This is a genomic window from Pseudomonas sp. H11T01, from assembly GCF_048515765.1.
Taxonomy (GTDB): Bacteria; Pseudomonadota; Gammaproteobacteria; order Pseudomonadales; family Pseudomonadaceae; genus Aquipseudomonas.
Window position 1 is genome coordinate 26,194 of record NZ_JBLYED010000002.1, and the last position, 17,665, is coordinate 43,858.

Genomic DNA, 17,665 nt, shown 5'->3' on the forward strand with positions numbered 1-17,665 from the left:
TTCACCATGCACAACACCTTCCATCACTCCCCGTTAAACCGTCTGACGCTGGCCGTGGTGCTGGCGGTTTCCGGGTTGTCGGCCCACGCCGAAGAAAACACCAAGGATGGTGCCCTGCCTGTTGTTACCGTCACCGCCGAACACCATTCCGAAGACCTGCAGAAGACGCCACTGGCGATTTCCGCATTCGACGAAAAGGCCCTTGAAGACAAGCAGATCAAAAGCATTCGCGACCTCTCCGGGCAGGTGCCAAACCTGACCCTGAGCCGCCAGTCGATCTCCTACAGCGCCCAGACCTATGGGATTCGCGGTATCGGTGAGACCGATCCGATCCAGGAGTCGGCGGTCGCGGTCTACGCCGACGATCTGTACATCCCGCGGGCCATTTCTTCGATGCTCGACTTCAACGACGTCGAGCGCGTCGAGGTCCTGCGCGGCCCGCAAGGCACCCTCTACGGACGCAACAGCAGCGCCGGCGCGATCCGCGTGATCACCCGCGATCCCACCCAGGAAACCCGTGGTTTCTTCGAGCTGGGCGCCGGTAACTACAACGCCCAGAACGGGCGGCTGCTGATCAGCGGCCCGCTGGTGGACAACGCACTGTTCGGCAGTTTCTCGGCGATTCGCCTGACCCGTGACGGCACCGTCTCCGACCCCACCCGCGACACCGATGTGAACAACATTGATATCCAGTCCTATCGCGGCAAGCTGCGCTACAAGCCCGACGATTCGCCGTGGGATGTACAACTGACGGTCGCGGGCACCTTCGACCGTGGCGACACCACCAGCTACACGCCCTTCGACGCCGACGGCCACTTCGACAAGTTCAAGAGTTACAGCAGCCTCAACCCGAAGAACCGCCTCGATCAGGGCAGCTCGGTGTTGCGCGCGATTTATGCCATCGACGATCACCTGAACTTCAAATCGGTGACCGCCTATTCGGCGTTCCATCAGCCCGTGGACTATGACAACTCAGGTCAGGCGGCGCTGATCCAGAACAACCTGATCCTCTACAAACAAAACTACGCCACCCAAGAGTTCCAGCTCAACGGCGACTACGACGACTTCAGTTTCAGCACCGGCCTGTACCTGTACCGCGAGAAGTTCGACGCCGACCGCGACAACCTCACCTTTTCCATCGCCCGCAACCGGGTCATCGGCCAGGGCCAGGACAGCACCACCACTACTGAAAGCTACGCGCTCTATGGTCAGGGCAGTTACAAGCTCACGCAGCAGTTGTCGCTGATCGCCGGGCTGCGCTTTACCCGCGAGCACAAGAACTTCGACTACACCAACTTTGCGATCAACACCAACCGGCAGATCACCGGCGTCAACTTCACCGCCGAATCGAGCAAATCCTGGCAGTCCACCAGCCCGAAAATCGGCTTCGAATACGCCTGGACACCGCATCTAAATCAGTACGCCTACGTGGCCAAGGGGTTCAAGGCCGGGGGCTACGACAACCGTGCTCCGACCCGCGCCGCCGCCGAGCAGGCGTTCTCTCCGGAAGACGTGACCACCTGGGAAACCGGCTTCAAAGGTGACTTCTTCGACCGCCGTCTGCGCGCCAACCTCGCGCTGTTCTACAACGACTACAAGGACCTGCAGACCAACGCCTACGACCCGGCGCTGGGTGTCAGCCTGCGGACCAACGTCGGCCGGGCGCACACCTACGGTGCCGAGCTGGAAACCCTCACGGCACTGACCAACGACCTGCAACTGACCGCCAACCTAGGCTACCTGCAAAGCCAGTACGACGACTTCCAAAACGCCGGTGGTGCAGGTGTCGACGCCAATGGCAAGCAGTTGGTGTTTTCACCGCGCTGGAACGCCAGCCTGGGCCTGAATTACACCATCCCTGCCGGATTGCCCGGCACCTGGCTGGCCGGCACCGATGCCCAGTTCCAGACCAAGTCCTTCGCCAACGCGCTGAACGACGACATCCAGGAAATCCCCCAGCAGACCTTCTGGAACGCCAACACCCGCTACATCTCCGGCGACGGTCACTGGACCACCACGCTCGCGGTGAAAAACCTGCTCGATCGTGCGTATCCGCAATCGGTCGGCTTCGTGCCCTCCAGTGGTGCCCGCTTCTACGCCATCAACGATCCGCGAACCCTTTTGTTGTCCGTGCGCTACGACCTCTAACCCCTCACAGACAAGCACTCCAAGGAGCAACACTATGGCTTTCACCCGTAGGGAACTGATATCCCGCATTGCCGCCGTCGGTGGCTATTCCGCTGCCGTCGGTGCACTCAGCGCTCTGGGGCTCACACCTCAGGCCGTGGCTGCAAGCTTCACCCCGCTGCAACTGGGCAGCAGTGGCAAAGGCAAGCATGTGGTGGTGGTCGGCGCCGGCATCTCAGGACTGGTCAGTGCCTATGAGCTGCGCAAAGCCGGCTTTAGCGTGACCATTCTTGAAGCCCGCGAGCGGGTTGGCGGGCGTAACTGGACGCTGCGTCGAGGCACCAAGGTCGACTTCGACGATGGCGTCAGCCAGACCGTCGACTTCGATGACGGGCACTTTTTCAATGCAGGTCCCGCACGCATTCCCAGCCACCACCAGACGATCCTCGGCTACTGCCGCGAATTGGGCGTAGAGCTGCAGGTACTGGTCAACAGCAGTCGCAATGCGTTGGCCTTGCCGGACGTCAAGCAACCGGCCTTCCAATTGCGCCAGGCGGTCAACGACACTCGCGGGCAGCTTTCTGAATTGCTGGCGCGCACCGTCAGCCGCAAAGCCCTGGATCAGGATCTGAGCGTCGACGACCGTCAGGCGTTGCTGAATTTCCTCAAGGTCTATGGCGACCTCAATGCCGACTTCCAATACAAGGGTTCGGTGCGCTCGGGTTACACACGCTTGCCCGGCGCCGGTGATCAAACCGGCATCACCCGGGCGCCGCTGGAACTGCAGACCCTGCTCAATCCCAAGCTCTGGGGTGCGTTGGTGTTCGATGAAATCCCGGAGTTTTCCTCGACCATGTTCCAGCCAGTCGGTGGCATGGACCGGATTCCCTATGCGTTCTACGAAAAGCTCAAGGACGCTGTGCAGTTCAACGCCGAAGTCAGCGACATCCAGACCTCGGAACAAGGCAGTCGCATCACTTACCGTGATCGCAAGAGCGGCAGGACTCAAACCCTGAATGCCGATTACGCCGTGGTGACGGTTCCTCTACCACTGCTGGCCAAACTGCCGAGCAACTTCAGTTTGCCCTTCAAGCAAGCGATTCTCAGCGCTCAAAGCGATCAGGCGAACAAAGTGGCCTGGCAGTCGCCGCGGTTCTGGGAGACCGACTTCAACATCTACGGCGGGTTGTCTTACCTGGACCATGAAGTCAAAGGCCTGTGGTACCCCAGTGATCGCCTGAACAGTGCCCAGGGCATTCTGGTGGCGGCTTACAACACCAGCGAATCAGCCCAGGCCTTCAGCAAAAAATCCCTCGCCGAGCAGTTTGCCTCCTCCCGTCAAGCGGTCGAGCTGCTGCACGCTGGGCACAGCGCCAAGCTGCAAAAACCGGTGGCCATCAACTGGTCCAAGGTGCCCTTCAGCCAAGGTCCGTGGATCGTCAACGACGAGGTTGGCGAAAGCGCCTACCAGCTGCTCAACGAACCCCAGGGCCGCACGTATCTGGCCAGCGACGCCCTTGCCCATGGCGGCGTCGGCATTTGGCAGAACAGCGCCGCCGACTCGGCCCGACGCATCGTTTCACTGATCGGCCGGCATGCCGAACGCAATCCACAGGGCGTTGCCGCCTGACACTTTCAATAAAGGACTGAACGATGAAAACCATGACTTTGCTCACAGGAATCCTCATGACCGCGACCGCCCTCAGCAGCCAGGCCGACGAGATCAAACGCATCGCCCTGCCCAACTCCAATTTCCCGATCTCCCTCGCGGTGTCGGTGCCCGCGCAAACTGACCTGTTGTTCGTCAGCGGCCTGCTCGCCGACCTGCACGACCCGAACGCGCCGAAGGACTCCTTTGCCGCTTACGGCGATACCGCGACCCAGACCACTTCAATCCTCAACAAGCTCAAAGGCGTATTGCAGAGTCAGGGCCTGGACCTGGGTGATGTGGTGCAACTGCGGGTGTTCCTGGTGGGTGATCCCGCCAAGGGCGGCAAGCTGGATTTCGCCGGGCTGCAGGAAGGCTATACGCCGTTTTTCGGCAGTGCCACGCAACCGCACAAACCGGCACGCACCGCTGTTCAGGTGGTGGCCCTGCCGCTGCCCGGCGGCCTGGTTGAAATCGAAGCCATCGCCGCTCGCAAGAAGTGACACGGATTTCATTGGGTTCTTTCACCCGGTACGTCAGGAGCTCCACCCCCATGTTCAAACACCAAGAGCGCCGTACAGCGCCTGCCTATCGTCCTTTATTACTGCCACTGTCGATTGCCTGCGGTCTCGCCTCGTTCAACGTCGAGGCCGCCGAAAGCGGCTCTCCGACCCTCGATACGGTCGTCGTCACGGGCAACCGTGGCACGGTGCAACGAACCGTGACCACCAGCCCGACACCGATCGACGTGGTGACCGGCGAACAACTGCGTTCGGTGGGTAAACCGAGCCTGCTGGAGGCGCTGAGCAAATTTATCCCCTCCTTCAACCTGCCCGACCGCGCGGGCTGGGATGCCAGCGGCGTGGTTCGCTCGGCCACCCTGCGGGGGCTGACAGCATCCCATGTGCTGGTGCTGGTCAACGGCAAACGTCGGCATACCAGCGCCACATTGAACATCAACGGGATCAACAGCGGCGCGGCCCCCAGCGACCTCGACCTGATCCCGGTGGCGTCCATCGATCATATCGAGGTGCTGCGTGACGGCGCGGCCGCCCAATACGGCTCGGATGCGATTTCCGGGGTGATTAACATCATCCTCAAGCAGACCACCGGCGGCAGTTCCGACACGACCCTCGGCCAGGGCTACGACGGTAAACGCGGTACCGGGCAGGAGGCGCTCAACTACGGTTTTCAGGTCGGCGAAGCCGGCGTGCTCAATGTCTCGCTCGACACCCGTTACCAGGAGCGTGACAACAAGGCCGGCAGCAACGGCTACACCTCCCATTACTATCCGCAGGCCGATGGTTCGCCCGACCCGCGTGAGGCCGACGCCAGCCACCACACCTACAAAGGCTACGGCCTGCCCCGCAGCCAATTGGCAGATGCCGCCTACAACCTCGACCTGCCGCTGAACGATGCCGTCACGCTCTACTCTTTCTCGACGGTGGCGACACGAGAGAACAATGACGGTCAGAACTTCCGCCTGCCCAACGGCCGCAACACCATCACCACTGGCCCCAACGGTTTCCCCGACGGCTACAGCCCTTACTGGCTGGTCAACGAAACCGACTTCCAGTCCGCCTTCGGTGCCAAGGGCGACGATATCGGCGGCTGGGCCTGGGACCTGAGCAGCACCTATGGGCGCAACTACGCCAAGCAGCGCACCTACAACAACCAAAACCCGTCATTGGGCGAAAACACCCCGAACAAGTTCACCTCCGGCATCTTTATCGCTGACCAGTTGACCAGCAACCTGGATCTGAAAAACAGCTACGAGATCGGTCTGGCCAAGCCAATGGACGTCGCCTTCGGTTTCGAGCATCGGCGTGAAAGCTACGAGACTCGCGCCGGTTCCGAGGCCTCCTGGATCGACGGCGGTTACGTGTTCCCGGCCGGCCATCCGCGCGCCGGGCAACGTCCCGATCCGGGCGCTCAGGTCACCAACGGCATTACCCCGCAAGATGCGCAGAAGGTCAGTCGCAACAGCGTCGCCAGCTACGTTGACCTGGGTTTCTACCCCGTGGAGCAGTGGTACCTGGGCGTTGCCGGGCGCTACGAGCACTATAACGAAGGCGTCGGCGGCACCCGCAGCGGCAAGCTCAGCACCCGCTACGAATTCAACCCGGTGTTTTCGGTGCGCGGCACCCTCAGCAATGGCTTTCGCGCGCCGTCGCTGGCCAATGAGATCTTCACCGCACGCTCGACCGGGTTCGACACCATCAATGGCGTTTACCAGTCCTACAACTACGTAATCCTCCCGGTGGACTCGGCAGGCGCCCAGGCCCTCGGGGCCAAGGCCTTGAAACCCGAGCGCTCGACCAACTTCAGCCTCGGTTTCGCCTTGACCCCAAGCGACGACCTGAGCCTGACCGTGGACGGCTATGTGATTAACCTGCGTGACCGCCTGGTGCTCAGCGAGCGTTTCCAGGGTCCGGGAGTCGCTGCCCTGCTCGACAGCATCGGCGTGCCCGCCACGGCCGGTGCGCAGTTCTTCACCAATGGTGCCAACACCCGCACCTCCGGGGTCGACGTGGTGGGCAACTATCGGCAGGACCTGAACCGCTTCGGCTCGGTGAAATGGACTGCAGCGCTGAACTACAACCACACGCAAATCCTCAGCGTGAACGATACGCCGGAGCAACTCGCCGCCCTGGGCAGCAACTTTCAATTGCTCGGACGCCAGTCGCGAGCGCTGATCACCAAAACCTCCCCCAGCAGCAAGATGATCTTCGCTGCCGACTGGGCGATCAGCGACTTCGACGTCAACCTGCGACTGATCCGTTATGGCAAGTACACCGAGGTCAACAGTTCGAGCGATCCGAGCCTGGACCGCACCTACTCGGCCAAGTGGATCACCGACCTCGACGTGGCCTACGCGATCAACAAGCAGCTGACAGTCGCCGTCGGCGCACAGAACCTGTTCGACAAATACCCCGACCACATCGGCGTAAAAAACTCCTCGTTCGGCGACAACTGGGGCAGCTTTTCACCTTTTGGCTTCACCGGCGGCTATTACTACACCCGCGTGCAATACGCGTTCTGATACCTCAGAAGCCAGATCAAGATCAAAAGATCGCAGCCTGCGGCAGCTCCTACGGGATGTGTGTACAGCCGTTGATTCTCGGGTGTACACGGTTGGTGTAGCTGCCGCAGGCTGCGATCCTGGCGATCTCGCCCGTGCCGCCTCAGGCATCCAATGTCACCCTATCGATAGTCGCAAATACGTAAATACTCGCCGGTAATGCAAGGGTTTTTTTGGTCTATACAGCACATGATGTCACTGTGCCTCTACTGCGCCATGCAGCAACAGACTCTGACCTCTCGATCGCCCTCCTGTATAAGCTGAATTAGGAATTACGGACTATGGAAAGCTGGAAAATAAGGACTCATCTGCTTCTGCTGACCAGTGCTTTACTGCTGGGATTGTTGTGTGTCGGCGGGCTTGGACTCTATGGAATGAAATCCGCTGTAGGCGGTCTGGAGACTGTGTACCTCGATCGAGTCGTGCCACTGCGGGACTTGAAAAAAATCGCCGACCTGTATGCGGTGAACATCGTCGATGCCACCCACAAGGCACGCAATGGCAACTTCACCAAAGCTCAATCGCTGACCCAGATCGAGCAAGCCCAGAGGGAAATCGATCAGACGTGGCAAGCCTATAAATCGACGCAACTGATCCCGGCAGAAACGCGTCTTATCGCGCAAATCAACCCGCTGATGGAAGCCACCCACGGGCCATTACAACTATTGCAGGGCATGCTGCGCCAGAACGACGACGCCGGTATCGCACGCTTCGCGACTGATCAGTTGTATCCACTGATTGATCCCTTGTCAGCCAGGTTTTCCGAGCTGATCGAGGTCCAACTCGTCGAAGCCAAAAGCCAGTTCGAACACAACCAGATCGCCTACACGTCCAATCTCAAATTCAGCCTGCTGATTTTGGCATTGGCGCTGGCCTCGGGCGCGGCCTATTCGTTCTTTTTCTCAAGACTGCTGAGCCGCCAACTCGGTGCTGAACCTGCGGAACTGGCCGCCATCAGTTCAAATATCGCCCAAGGAAAACTGGCCGGTACGCAGCTGGATCAGCAACAGCAGTCGACGGGTGTTCTGCACTCCGTCCAGGCGATGCGCCACAGCCTGCGCGACATGATTGGCAAGATCAGCCAGGCCTCCGAGCAGATCGAGGGTGCCACGCTGCAATTGTCTGCGTCTTCCGAACAGGGACTGAGCAGCGCCGCCCTGCAAAGCGAGACAGCCTCGTCCATGGCCGCGACGGTAGAACAGCTTTCCGTGAGCATCACCCACATCGCCGACAATGCTCGACAGGCCCAGAGCACTGCACAGAAAGCCGGCGAAATCACCGGCGACGGCATGGCGGTGATGCACGAGTCCATCCAGGAAATGGGGCAGATTGCCGATCTGGTTGCGCAAAGCTCATCCGATATCGATCAATTGGCGATCCAGTCGAACGACATCAGCCTGATTGTCGGCGTGATTCGGGGCATCGCCGAACAGACCAACCTCCTTGCGCTCAATGCCGCCATCGAAGCGGCACGAGCGGGCGAACAAGGCCGTGGCTTTGCCGTGGTAGCCGATGAAGTTCGCGGACTGGCCGCCCGCACAGCCCAATCCACCACAGAAATCGTCACTTTGGTCAATGCCATACAAAACGGCATGCTCAAAGCCAAAGGCAGCATGGCCGCCGGCTGCGAGCGCGTGGCCAAGGGCCAGAAACTGGTAGAAAGCGCAGGCGAATCCATGAGCAGGATCAAGAGCGCACTGGACGAATCGCTTGCGGCCGTCAGTTTCATTTCCTTATCCCTGCAGGAGCAGCGCGCAGCCAGTGAACAGGTCGCTTGCAACGTGGAAAGAGTGGCGCAAAGTGTCGAGGAGAACGCAGCCGCCCAAGGCGCGATCGTGCGAACGACTCAGGAGCTCAAGGCTATGTCCAACGAACTGGACGTTATTCTGCAGCGGTTCAGCATCTAAAGATGCCTTGCCGGCGCCTCTTGGAAAATTTGAGCGCAAGAGACGGGGTGCGGCACCGCAGGCTGAAGTTTAGTCTGTCCCCGTGATCGACACCCCCGTCTCAGGAATCCCTATGCCCGACACCTACCACCACGCCAGCGCGTTTTTGGCCTCGATCGACGAAGACTGGGCGCGGCATATCGCAGCCGTCGGCCCCTGCCTGCATCAGCCAAAACCTGCTCGCGATCCCTACGAGGCGTTAGTGCGGGCGATTGCCTATCAACAACTGCATGCGCGCGCTGGCGATGCGATTCTGGGTCGATTACTGGCGTTGTTTCCTGAACAGGATTTCCCGAGTGCCCAGCAGATTCTGGCGACGGACTTCGATGTGTTGCGAGCGTGTGGTTTCTCCGCGAGCAAAATCGCGACGATTCAGGGCATCGCCCAGGCCTCACTGAATGGCGTGGTACCAGACTATCCGACGGCGCTGGAGATGAACGACGAAGCGCTGATCGAAAGGTTGACCAGCCTGCGTGGCGTCGGTCGCTGGACCGTGGAAATGCTGCTGATCTACACCCTGGAACGCGCCGACATCCTGCCCGCCGATGACTTTGGCGTGCGTGACGGTTATCGCCGCCTCAAAGGCCTGGAACAACAGCTGACCCGCAAACAAATGATCGACCTTGGCCAGGCCTGGAGCCCCTACCGGACCGTGGCAGCCTGGTATTTATGGCGAGTGCCAAGCCGTTGAACCAGATCGGGTTGCAGCGTCACTTGGTCTTGTGCGGTGTGCATGGCGCCGGTTTAAGATCAAAAGATCGTCCGAACGCGGCCCGAACCTCCGGCAGCTCCTACGCTGTCATGGAAACGCCAATTGGTCTGTTGGAGGTTTCCCATGCAGCTCGAAGGTTCCTGTCATTGCGGTGCGGTCACGTTCAGCCTGAGCAGCGCACATCCCTACCCTTACCAGCGCTGCTATTGCTCGATCTGTCGCAAGACTCAGGGCGGTGGCGGCTATGCGATCAACCTGGCGGGTGACGCCAACAGCCTGAAAGTCCGCGGCCGCAAGCAGATCGCGATCTATCACGCCCGGCTCAAGGATGAAGGTGATCGTCGCGCTCACAGCAGCACGGCCGAGCGTCACTTCTGCACGCTCTGCGGCAGTGCGCTCTGGCTGTTCAGCCCTGAGTGGCCGGAGTTGATCCACCCGTTCGCTTCGGCCATCGACACGCCTCTGCCGGTGCCGCCGGAACACACGCACCTGATGCTCGGTTCGAAAGCGTCATGGGTGGAGGTTCAGGCACAAACCAACGATCAGCAGTTCGAAGTGTATCCCGAAGAATCGATTGCCCAGTGGCACGAGCGGCTTGGGCTGGAGCGATGAAAATGCTTTAGGCTCTGGCGACAATCCAATCTGCAGGGACCGCCATGATTCAGATCGCAACCTTCATCGAAGCCCTTCCTGGCTCTATACTTTCTCGCTGGGCAGACCAGCCACCCTGGGAGTTGGTAACCCATTCCAGCGAACGAGTACGCGAGTTGCTCACGACCCTGGACCCCAACGATTATCGGATCGAGGGTGATATCGCGGTGCACCGCAGCGCTATCGTCGAACCCGGCGCCGTGCTCAAAGGGCCATTGATTATCGACGCCCACTGCTTTGTCGCCACCGGCGCTTACCTGCGCGGCGGCTGCTGGGTTGATAAACATTGCATTATCGGACCTGGAGCGGAATTAAAGTCTTCATTCATGTTCAGCGGCAGCAAACTCGCACATTTCAATTTCGTTGGCGATTCGGTGCTCGGAACCGGCGTTAATCTTGAAGCCGGCAGTATAGTCTGCAACTACCGTAATGAGCGTGCCGACAAAGAGATCAAGATACGTATCGACGCACAACTCCTGCCGACTGGCTGCGACAAGTTCGGTGCCCTGATCGGCGACGGTTCACGTCTGGGTGCAAATGCAGTGCTCGCCCCAGGTGCGCTGCTGCTGCCGGGATCGATCATTCGACGTGGCTCCTTATTCGACGCAGAAATCGACGAATAACCCACAGCCAAATGGCAAAAAAACCGGCAGCTCCTTGGTACTGCGTACACCTGATAATTTTCGGGTACACGAAATCCGGTGAGCTGCCGGAGGTTCGGGCCGCGTTCGGACGATCTTTTGGGGCACGCCACTGGCACTGGGCCAATCCTCTTCACCACAACAGTCGTAAACCTCTAACTCCTGACCAGCGACCGCTCAACCTCGCTGCGACGCCTGAAACGATCGAACCAGAGGTAAACCACCGGGGTGGTGTACAGCGTCAGCAGCTGTGACACCGCCAACCCGCCGACGATGGCAATCCCCAACGGTTGTCGCAATTCGGAGCCGGCACCGTGACCGAACGCCAGCGGCACCGCGCCCAGCAAGGCCGCCAGAGACGTCATCAAAATCGGCCGCAGCCGCAACAGGCAGCCTTCGCGCACGGCGTCGCGGGGCGACATTCCTTGCTGCTCGGCCGCCAGGCTGAAATCGACGATCATGATTGCGTTCTTCTTGACGATCCCGATCAACAAAATGATCCCGATCATGCCCAGGACCGAGAGGTCCTGACCGCAGATGATCAGCGCCAGCAAGGCGCCAAAGCCCGCCGAGGGCAACGTGGAGATGATCGTCAATGGATGGATAGCGCTTTCGTACAACACGCCGAGAACAATGTAGACCGTCAGAATCGCGGCCAAAACCAGCCAGGGCTGAGATTTTAGGGAATCCTGAAAGGCCTGGGCGGTGCCCTGAAAACTTCCGCTGACGCTGTCCGGCAACCCTGTTGCCAGTGAGGCCTGCTGGATGGCTGTGACAGCGCTGCTCAGGGCTTGACCGGGCGCCAGGTCAAACGACAACGTGATGGCCGGAAACACCCCCTGATGGTTGATCACGATCGGCGCCAGCTCATTCTTGACGCTGGCCAGCAGGCTCAACGGCACCATACCGCCAGCCGCTGAACGTACGTACAAATGCGCAAGGCTATCGAGCGACAACTGCCAGCGCGGATCGAGCTCGAGAATCACATGATTCTGATCGAGCTGAGTGAACATGGTCGCGATCTGTCGCTGTCCAAACGCATCGTAGAGCACGTCATCGATGGCCTGGACGGTGACACCCAACCGCGCCGCCGTGGGACGGTCGATCACCAGTGTCGCCTGGGGCGCAGCATGTTGCTGGTCGGAAGTGACGTGCTGTAACTGGGGCAGCGTCTTGAGCTTCGCCAACAGGATGGCGCTCCAGTGGTCCAGCTCAACGCTGTTCGGGTCCTGGAGCGTGTATTGATACTGGGTCTTGCTCGCCCGCCCACCGATCTGAATGTCCTGGGTTGCCTGCATGAACAACTTGATGCCGGGCACTGCATCAAGCTGCGGTTGCAGCCGGGCGATTACTTGCTGGGCACTGGCGGTGCGTTCACTGAAGGGTTTGAGGTTGATCATCACCTTGCCCTGGCTGAGCGTCGGGTTGGGCCCGATCCAGAAATAGACCTTGGCCACGGCCGGGTCCTGACCGACGATATCGGTCAGGCGCGCGACCTGCTCGCGCATCGCCCGCGAGGAAATATCTGGCGCCGCTTCGGCAACCCCCTGAATCAGCCCAGTGTCCTGCTGCGGGAAAAACCCCTTGGGGATGTAGACATACAGCGCAGCCGTCGCCACCAGTGTCGCCAGTGCTACCGCGAGGGTCAGGCGCTGATGCTCCAGTACCCAATCCAGACTGCGTCGGTACCCCTCGTGCAAGCGTGTGAACCCCGCTTCACAGACCTGCGCGAATCGCCCCGGGCGATCCTCGGTGTGTGGTTTCAGGAGCCATGCGCAGAGCATTGGCGTTACCGTCAGCGAAACGATGCAGGACATGACAATCGCCACGCTGACCGTGACCGCGAACTCGCGCATCAGGCGTCCGACGATCCCGCCCATCAACAATATCGGCAGGAATACCGCGATCAGCGAAACCGTCATCGAGACGATGGTGAAACCGACTTCGCGCAAGCCGTCGACGGCCGATTGCAGACGTGACTTGCCCATTTCCAGATGGCGCACGATGTTTTCCATCACCACGATGGCGTCGTCGACCACGAACCCCACCGCGATCGCCAGCCCCATGATCGACAGGTTATCCAGGCTGTAACCCAGCAGGTACATCACGGCAAAGGTCGCCACCAGCGACAGCGGAATGGTCAGGCTCGGGATCAGGGTCGCGGTGGCCTTGCGCAGGAATACAAAGATCACCACCACGACCAGCGCGATGGACAGCAACAAGGTGAATTGCACGTCATGCACCGACGCTTCAATGGTCTGCGTACGGTCGCCCACCACCTGAACCTGCACGTCACGAGGCAGCGATGTCGTCAGCGACGGCAAACGCGCCTTGATCGTCGCAATGGTCGCCAGCACGTTGAAACCCGGTTGTTTATGGATGTCGACAATGATGGTCGGCTCCCCGCCAATGGCGGCAGCCTGCTGAGTGTCTTCGGCACCATCGATCACTCGACCGAGGTCGCCCAGCCTGATCGGCATCCCGCTCTTGTAAGCGACCACCTGATCACGATAACCCTGCGGGTCGAGCAACTGGTCGGTGCTATTGAGGGTTACGTTACGGCTTGCGCCATCCAGGCTCCCTTTGGGCTGGTCGAGCGTACTCAGGCCGATGACGCTGCGCACATCTTCCAGCGTCAAACCGCGAGCCGCCAAGGCATCCGGGTCAATCTGAATGCGCACGGCGGGCTTCTGCTCGCCATGAAAATCCACCAGGCCGACACCGGGTATCTGCGATAGCTGCTGAGCCAGGTAATTGTCGGCGTACCGATCCAGTTCGTGCAGCGTGCGGGTTGGCGACATCAGCGCCAGTGACAGCACGGTGAACTCGGCCGGGTTGACCTTGTTGAAGGTCGGCGCACTGGTCATGCTTTTAGGCAGGCTGGCGCTGGCCGTATTGATCGCCGACTGGACATCCTGGGCGGCGCCGTCGATGTTGCGGGACAAATCGAACTGCAACACGATCTGGGTTTTACCCGAGGCACTGGACGAGGTCATCGACGTGACCTGAGGCACCGCCGAGAACGCACGTTCCAAGGGGGTTGCCACTGAGGTCGCCATGGTCTCGGCACTCGCGCCGGAGAGTTTTGCCGTGACCTGGATCGTCGGAAAGTCCACCGTTGGCAGCGGCGCTACGGGCAACTGAAAATAGGCGAAGCTTCCCAGCAGCATCACCCCTAACGCGAGTAGCCCCAGGCCGACGCGGCGCTGGATCAAACCGGACAAGGCCTTCATCGCGGTCTCTCCACGCTATCGCTTGCGGCTATCGATGCGGACGTATCGACTTGCGCAGGGTCGGTCGCGACCGCAGAAACCTTGATCCCCGGAGCGATACGCGACTGCCCCTGCACCACCACCGTCTCACCCGGCTGCAGCCCGGCGCGAATCCATTGCTGGCCGTCGACCACTGCCGCCGCCTGGACTTGTCGCGGTGCCACGCGCTGATCAGCGTTGACCACGTACACGTAAGCGCCCTTCTGTCCTAACTGAACCGCGTTGACCGGGACCACCGTCGCCTTGCGCTGGGTGTTGAGCAGCAGACGAGCACTGACCAGCTGCCCGGGCCAAAGTTTGTTATCGGCATTGTCGAACTGGGCTTTGAGCTGAATCTGACCGCTGGCGGCAGCGACCTGGCTATCAATGAAGCTCAGGTGCCCGCTGGCAATCTGTTGCCGACCATCACGACTCATCGCGACCACCTGCAAGGGCTGCCGCGCATTCTCTTCTAGGATTTCGGACAGCTCATCCTGGGACACGGCAAAGGCTACCGAGATCGGGTCCATCTGCGTGATGGTCACCAGCCCCGTCGCCTCCGAGCCATGGACAATCGAGCCGACGTCCAGCAAGCGCTGACCGGTGCGGCCGGTCAGTGGCGCCACTATCCGGGTGAATTCCAATTGCAGACGCGCATTCTCCAGCGCAGCCTGATCGGCCTGCACACTGGCTTGCTGCGCCGCCAGCTGCGCGCGGTACGTATCGACATCCTGGGTCGGTCCGGCCTTGGCCGCCGCCAGCTTACTGGCCCGATCCAGGCTGACGCGCAGGTTCGCCAGTTGTGCCTGATCTTTGGCGACGACGGCCTGAGCCTGCGCCAGCTGAGCCTGGTAAACCCGCGGATCGATCTGCGCCAATTGGCTACCGGCAGTCACCCTTTGGCCCTCACTGAAGAGCACCTTCTGCAACTCGCCATCGACCCTGACCCGCACATTGACACTGTTGAGTGGCTGGACATTACCGATCGCCTCTAACCAGATGGGCAGATCTTGTTGACGGGCCTGCTGCATGACCACCGGCACCGCACTGTCCACCGGTTTGGCGGGCTCGGCGGATGCACGCCATTGATAGCTGATCACCCACCCGGTGCCCAGCAGGACGATGAGCAATCCAGCATGGCGCCAGCGGCGAAAAGGAGGCGAAATGTTCATGGGCGTGTGGCCTGAAGAGCTGAAGAAGACGGAGTGGGTATCGTGTTGGCCGAGATGGCGGCTGGCGTGAAATCACCGCCCAGTGCGCGAAACAGGCCGACTGCGGCCTGCAAATGTTGCAGCCGCACTTGCAGCAACGTGTCTTCGGCCTGGTACTGGGTGCGCTCCACGACCAAGAGCGTCTGGAAGTCGGTCGAGCCGAGACGGTAACGAACCTGCGCCAGCCTCGCTGCCTCACGGGCCGAGGTCACTGCTGCGCGGTTCAGCTCATAGGCTTGATCCAGTTCATGGGCAGCGCTCAACTGCGTCTCGACATCCTGCAAGGCTTCGATCACCGACTCCCGATAGTTGGCCGTCAACTCTTGGACATGGGCCTGATCGAAGTGCAATTGGCCGTTCAGTTGGCCGCCCATGAACACCGGTTGGGCCAATGTGCCGACCACACTCCAGATGTTCCCCCCCGCCAAGGTGTCGAGGCCGCCCATCAGATCCAGCGACAGATTGGGCAGAAACGCCGCTCGTGCCACACCGACATCAAAATTGGCCGATTTCAGGCGTGCCTCGGCCGCCTGAATATCCGGCCGCTGACGCAAGAGGCCGATCGGCAATCCAAGCGCAGGCTTTGGCACGTCGAGCCGGTCCAGTCCGCTCTGAGCCAAGGTGAACCCTTGAGGTGGAGCACCGACCAGTACCGCCAATTGATACAGCGCCTGATCACGTTGCTGGCGCAGGGTCGGAACCGCAGCCTGAAAGGTCTGACGAGCGTTGCGCTGCTGCTCGACCTCAAGGTTGGACACCGCCCCCTGACTGGCTTGCACTTGGACCAACTCCAGCACTTGTTGCGCGTCGTCGGCGATCGACTGTGCCAGACGCAGCCGCTCTTCGAGCGAGAGCACCTGGAAATAGCTGTCGGCAATCGCCGCCCCCAGGGTCATGCGCAAGGTCTGCGCGTCGAAAGCGCTTGCCTGCGCCAGCGTCTGGGCCGAGTCAGCCGTCGCACGCTGCTTGCCCCAGAAATCCACTTCATAGGACGCCTGGGCAAACACGCTGCGGGTCTGGTTCGTCGAACTGCCGTTTTTCCGCTGATAACTGCCGCCCAAAGCCACTGCCGGGTATTGCGCAGCGCCGGCCACCTGGGCCGAAGCGCGAGCTTCATCGATTCGGCTAACAGCCGCTTGCAGGGTGTAGTTTTGAGTCAGACCACGGGTGATCAGCGCGTCGAGCTCCGGACTGTGAAACTCCGTCCACCACTGCCCGCCTACTGCCGCAGCACTGAGCGTCGGGTCGGTCCAGGTCGGCGCAAGCGGCACTTCCGGTTGATGATAGGCCGGCACTAGCGAGCAGCCACTGAGCATCAACATCCCCAGGAGCATCAATCGCCTGGACATTCGAAGCGCAGCCAAGGGCGGTCTGGAGGTTCCAGATAACGTAACGAGGGGCATCTACTGATCATCTCCGGCAAAGCCTGTGTGGCTTGGCCACCACGAATGGCACGAAGATATCAACGGGCACCTAGCAGAGCGTTCCCCTGAACCTGAAAATTAGTTTAGGTAAGGCCCGATGCCTGGAAGTTAACGAACAGATCCTGTGGGAGCGGGCTTGCCCGCGAAGCGAACACCGCGGTTTTTCAGGCATTACTCGTCATCGTTCTTCGCGGGCAAGCCCGCTCCCACAGGATTTTCGTCGCTCAAACCTCTTGCATTAAGGTCAGGGCTGTTCGGCGTCGGCCTCGCAAGCTCCCTCGTCGGTCGCCTCCAGGCGATACCCGGCACCCGGCACGGTATGAATCAACGAATGATCAAAGCCTTCATCAAGCTTGCGGCGCAAGCGATAGATATGTTTATCGATCACGTTGTCGTTCGGGTCAAACTCATAATCCCAGGCACTCTCCAGCAACATGCTGCGAGTGACGACTTCACCGCTGTGGCGCATCAGCTTTTCCAGAATCAGTGTTTCACGGTAAGCCAGTGCGATCGTTCTACCCTGACGTGTCACCCGGCGTGCCGCACAGTCCAGATACAACTCCCCGACTCTGAACGTTCGCGAAGGACCGGGTGCCTGATCCCGGGTACGCAGCAACGCATCCAGTCGAGCCAGGACTTCGATGAAGGCGTAGGGTTTGGCCAGGTAGTCATCGCATCCAGCCTGCAAGCCTTCGACCCGTTGCGACGTCGAGGCCAGCGCGCTGAGCATCAACACGGGCGTGTACACCTGTCGACGACGCAATTCGCGAACCAGCGCCAAACCATCCAGCCCCGGCAATTGGCGGTCGACAATCAGCGCGTCATAGAGCCCCTCGAGCGCCATCGCCAAGCCATCCGGGCCGTCTTCGGCGGCATCGACAATGTGCCCGCTCTCGCCCAGACCGCGCAGCAGATAAGCCGATGTGCGTGCATCGTCTTCGATCACCAGGATGCGCACGAAAAGCCCCCCGA

At 60.5% G+C, this 17,665-nt stretch carries 12 protein-coding genes; 8 read left to right on the top strand and 4 right to left on the bottom strand.

Translation table 11 applies throughout. The annotated features are described in order from the left end of the window. Positions 1 to 6 precede the first annotated feature (6 nt). From ACN1C3_RS02715 to ACN1C3_RS02750, 8 genes are all read left to right on the top strand, one after another. Positions 7 to 2,148 carry a TonB-dependent receptor gene (locus ACN1C3_RS02715; RefSeq protein ID WP_419114251.1) on the top strand — a complete coding sequence of 714 codons (2,142 nt, stop codon included), beginning with the start codon at positions 7 to 9 and terminating at the stop codon, positions 2,146 to 2,148. 34 nt (positions 2,149 to 2,182) lie between these two features. Next, positions 2,183 to 3,757, top strand: coding sequence for a flavin monoamine oxidase family protein (locus tag ACN1C3_RS02720; RefSeq protein ID WP_419114252.1), 1,575 nt, complete (start codon positions 2,183 to 2,185; stop codon positions 3,755 to 3,757). Positions 3,758 to 3,780: 23 nt separating this feature from the next. Continuing rightward, positions 3,781 to 4,278: a RidA family protein gene (locus ACN1C3_RS02725; RefSeq protein ID WP_419114253.1), complete on the top strand. Its 498-nt coding sequence runs from the start codon at positions 3,781 to 3,783 to the stop codon at positions 4,276 to 4,278. A gap of 50 nt (positions 4,279 to 4,328) precedes the next feature. Continuing rightward, positions 4,329 to 6,818: a TonB-dependent receptor plug domain-containing protein gene (locus ACN1C3_RS02730; RefSeq protein ID WP_419114254.1), complete on the top strand. Its 2,490-nt coding sequence runs from the start codon at positions 4,329 to 4,331 to the stop codon at positions 6,816 to 6,818. 320 nt (positions 6,819 to 7,138) lie between these two features. Further along, entirely contained in the window at positions 7,139 to 8,764 is a 1,626-nt protein-coding gene (locus tag ACN1C3_RS02735) for a methyl-accepting chemotaxis protein (protein ID WP_419114255.1), read from the top strand. A gap of 112 nt (positions 8,765 to 8,876) precedes the next feature. Next, positions 8,877 to 9,494, top strand: a complete 618-nt coding sequence (locus ACN1C3_RS02740; protein ID WP_419114256.1) for a DNA-3-methyladenine glycosylase family protein — start codon at positions 8,877 to 8,879, stop codon at positions 9,492 to 9,494. A gap of 144 nt (positions 9,495 to 9,638) precedes the next feature. Then, positions 9,639 to 10,127, top strand: a complete 489-nt coding sequence (locus ACN1C3_RS02745) for a GFA family protein (RefSeq protein WP_419114257.1) — start codon at positions 9,639 to 9,641, stop codon at positions 10,125 to 10,127. A 44-nt stretch (positions 10,128 to 10,171) separates the two neighbouring features. Next, a complete protein-coding gene (locus ACN1C3_RS02750; RefSeq protein WP_419114258.1) occupies positions 10,172 to 10,789 on the top strand; it encodes an LpxA family transferase in 618 nt (205 codons plus the stop codon). 173 nt (positions 10,790 to 10,962) lie between these two features. On the opposite strand, the gene ACN1C3_RS02755 is transcribed toward ACN1C3_RS02750, so the two are convergent. From ACN1C3_RS02755 to ACN1C3_RS02770, 4 genes are all read right to left on the bottom strand, one after another. Next, positions 10,963 to 14,040, bottom strand: a complete 3,078-nt coding sequence (locus ACN1C3_RS02755) for an efflux RND transporter permease subunit (RefSeq protein ID WP_419114259.1) — start codon at positions 14,038 to 14,040, stop codon at positions 10,963 to 10,965. Continuing rightward, complete coding sequence (locus ACN1C3_RS02760; RefSeq protein ID WP_419114260.1) at positions 14,037 to 15,230, bottom strand: efflux RND transporter periplasmic adaptor subunit; 1,194 nt, start codon at positions 15,228 to 15,230, stop codon at positions 14,037 to 14,039. The genes ACN1C3_RS02755 and ACN1C3_RS02760 overlap by 4 nt, the downstream gene beginning before the upstream one ends. Then, positions 15,227 to 16,618 (bottom strand): efflux transporter outer membrane subunit, encoded by a 1,392-nt coding sequence (locus ACN1C3_RS02765; RefSeq protein ID WP_419114261.1) that lies wholly within the window; start codon positions 16,616 to 16,618, stop codon positions 15,227 to 15,229. The genes ACN1C3_RS02760 and ACN1C3_RS02765 overlap by 4 nt, the downstream gene beginning before the upstream one ends. 319 nt (positions 16,619 to 16,937) lie before the next feature. After that, on the bottom strand, positions 16,938 to 17,651 hold the full coding sequence (locus tag ACN1C3_RS02770) for a response regulator transcription factor (protein ID WP_419114262.1): 714 nt from the start codon (positions 17,649 to 17,651) through the stop codon (positions 16,938 to 16,940). Positions 17,652 to 17,665: the final 14 nt, after the last annotated feature.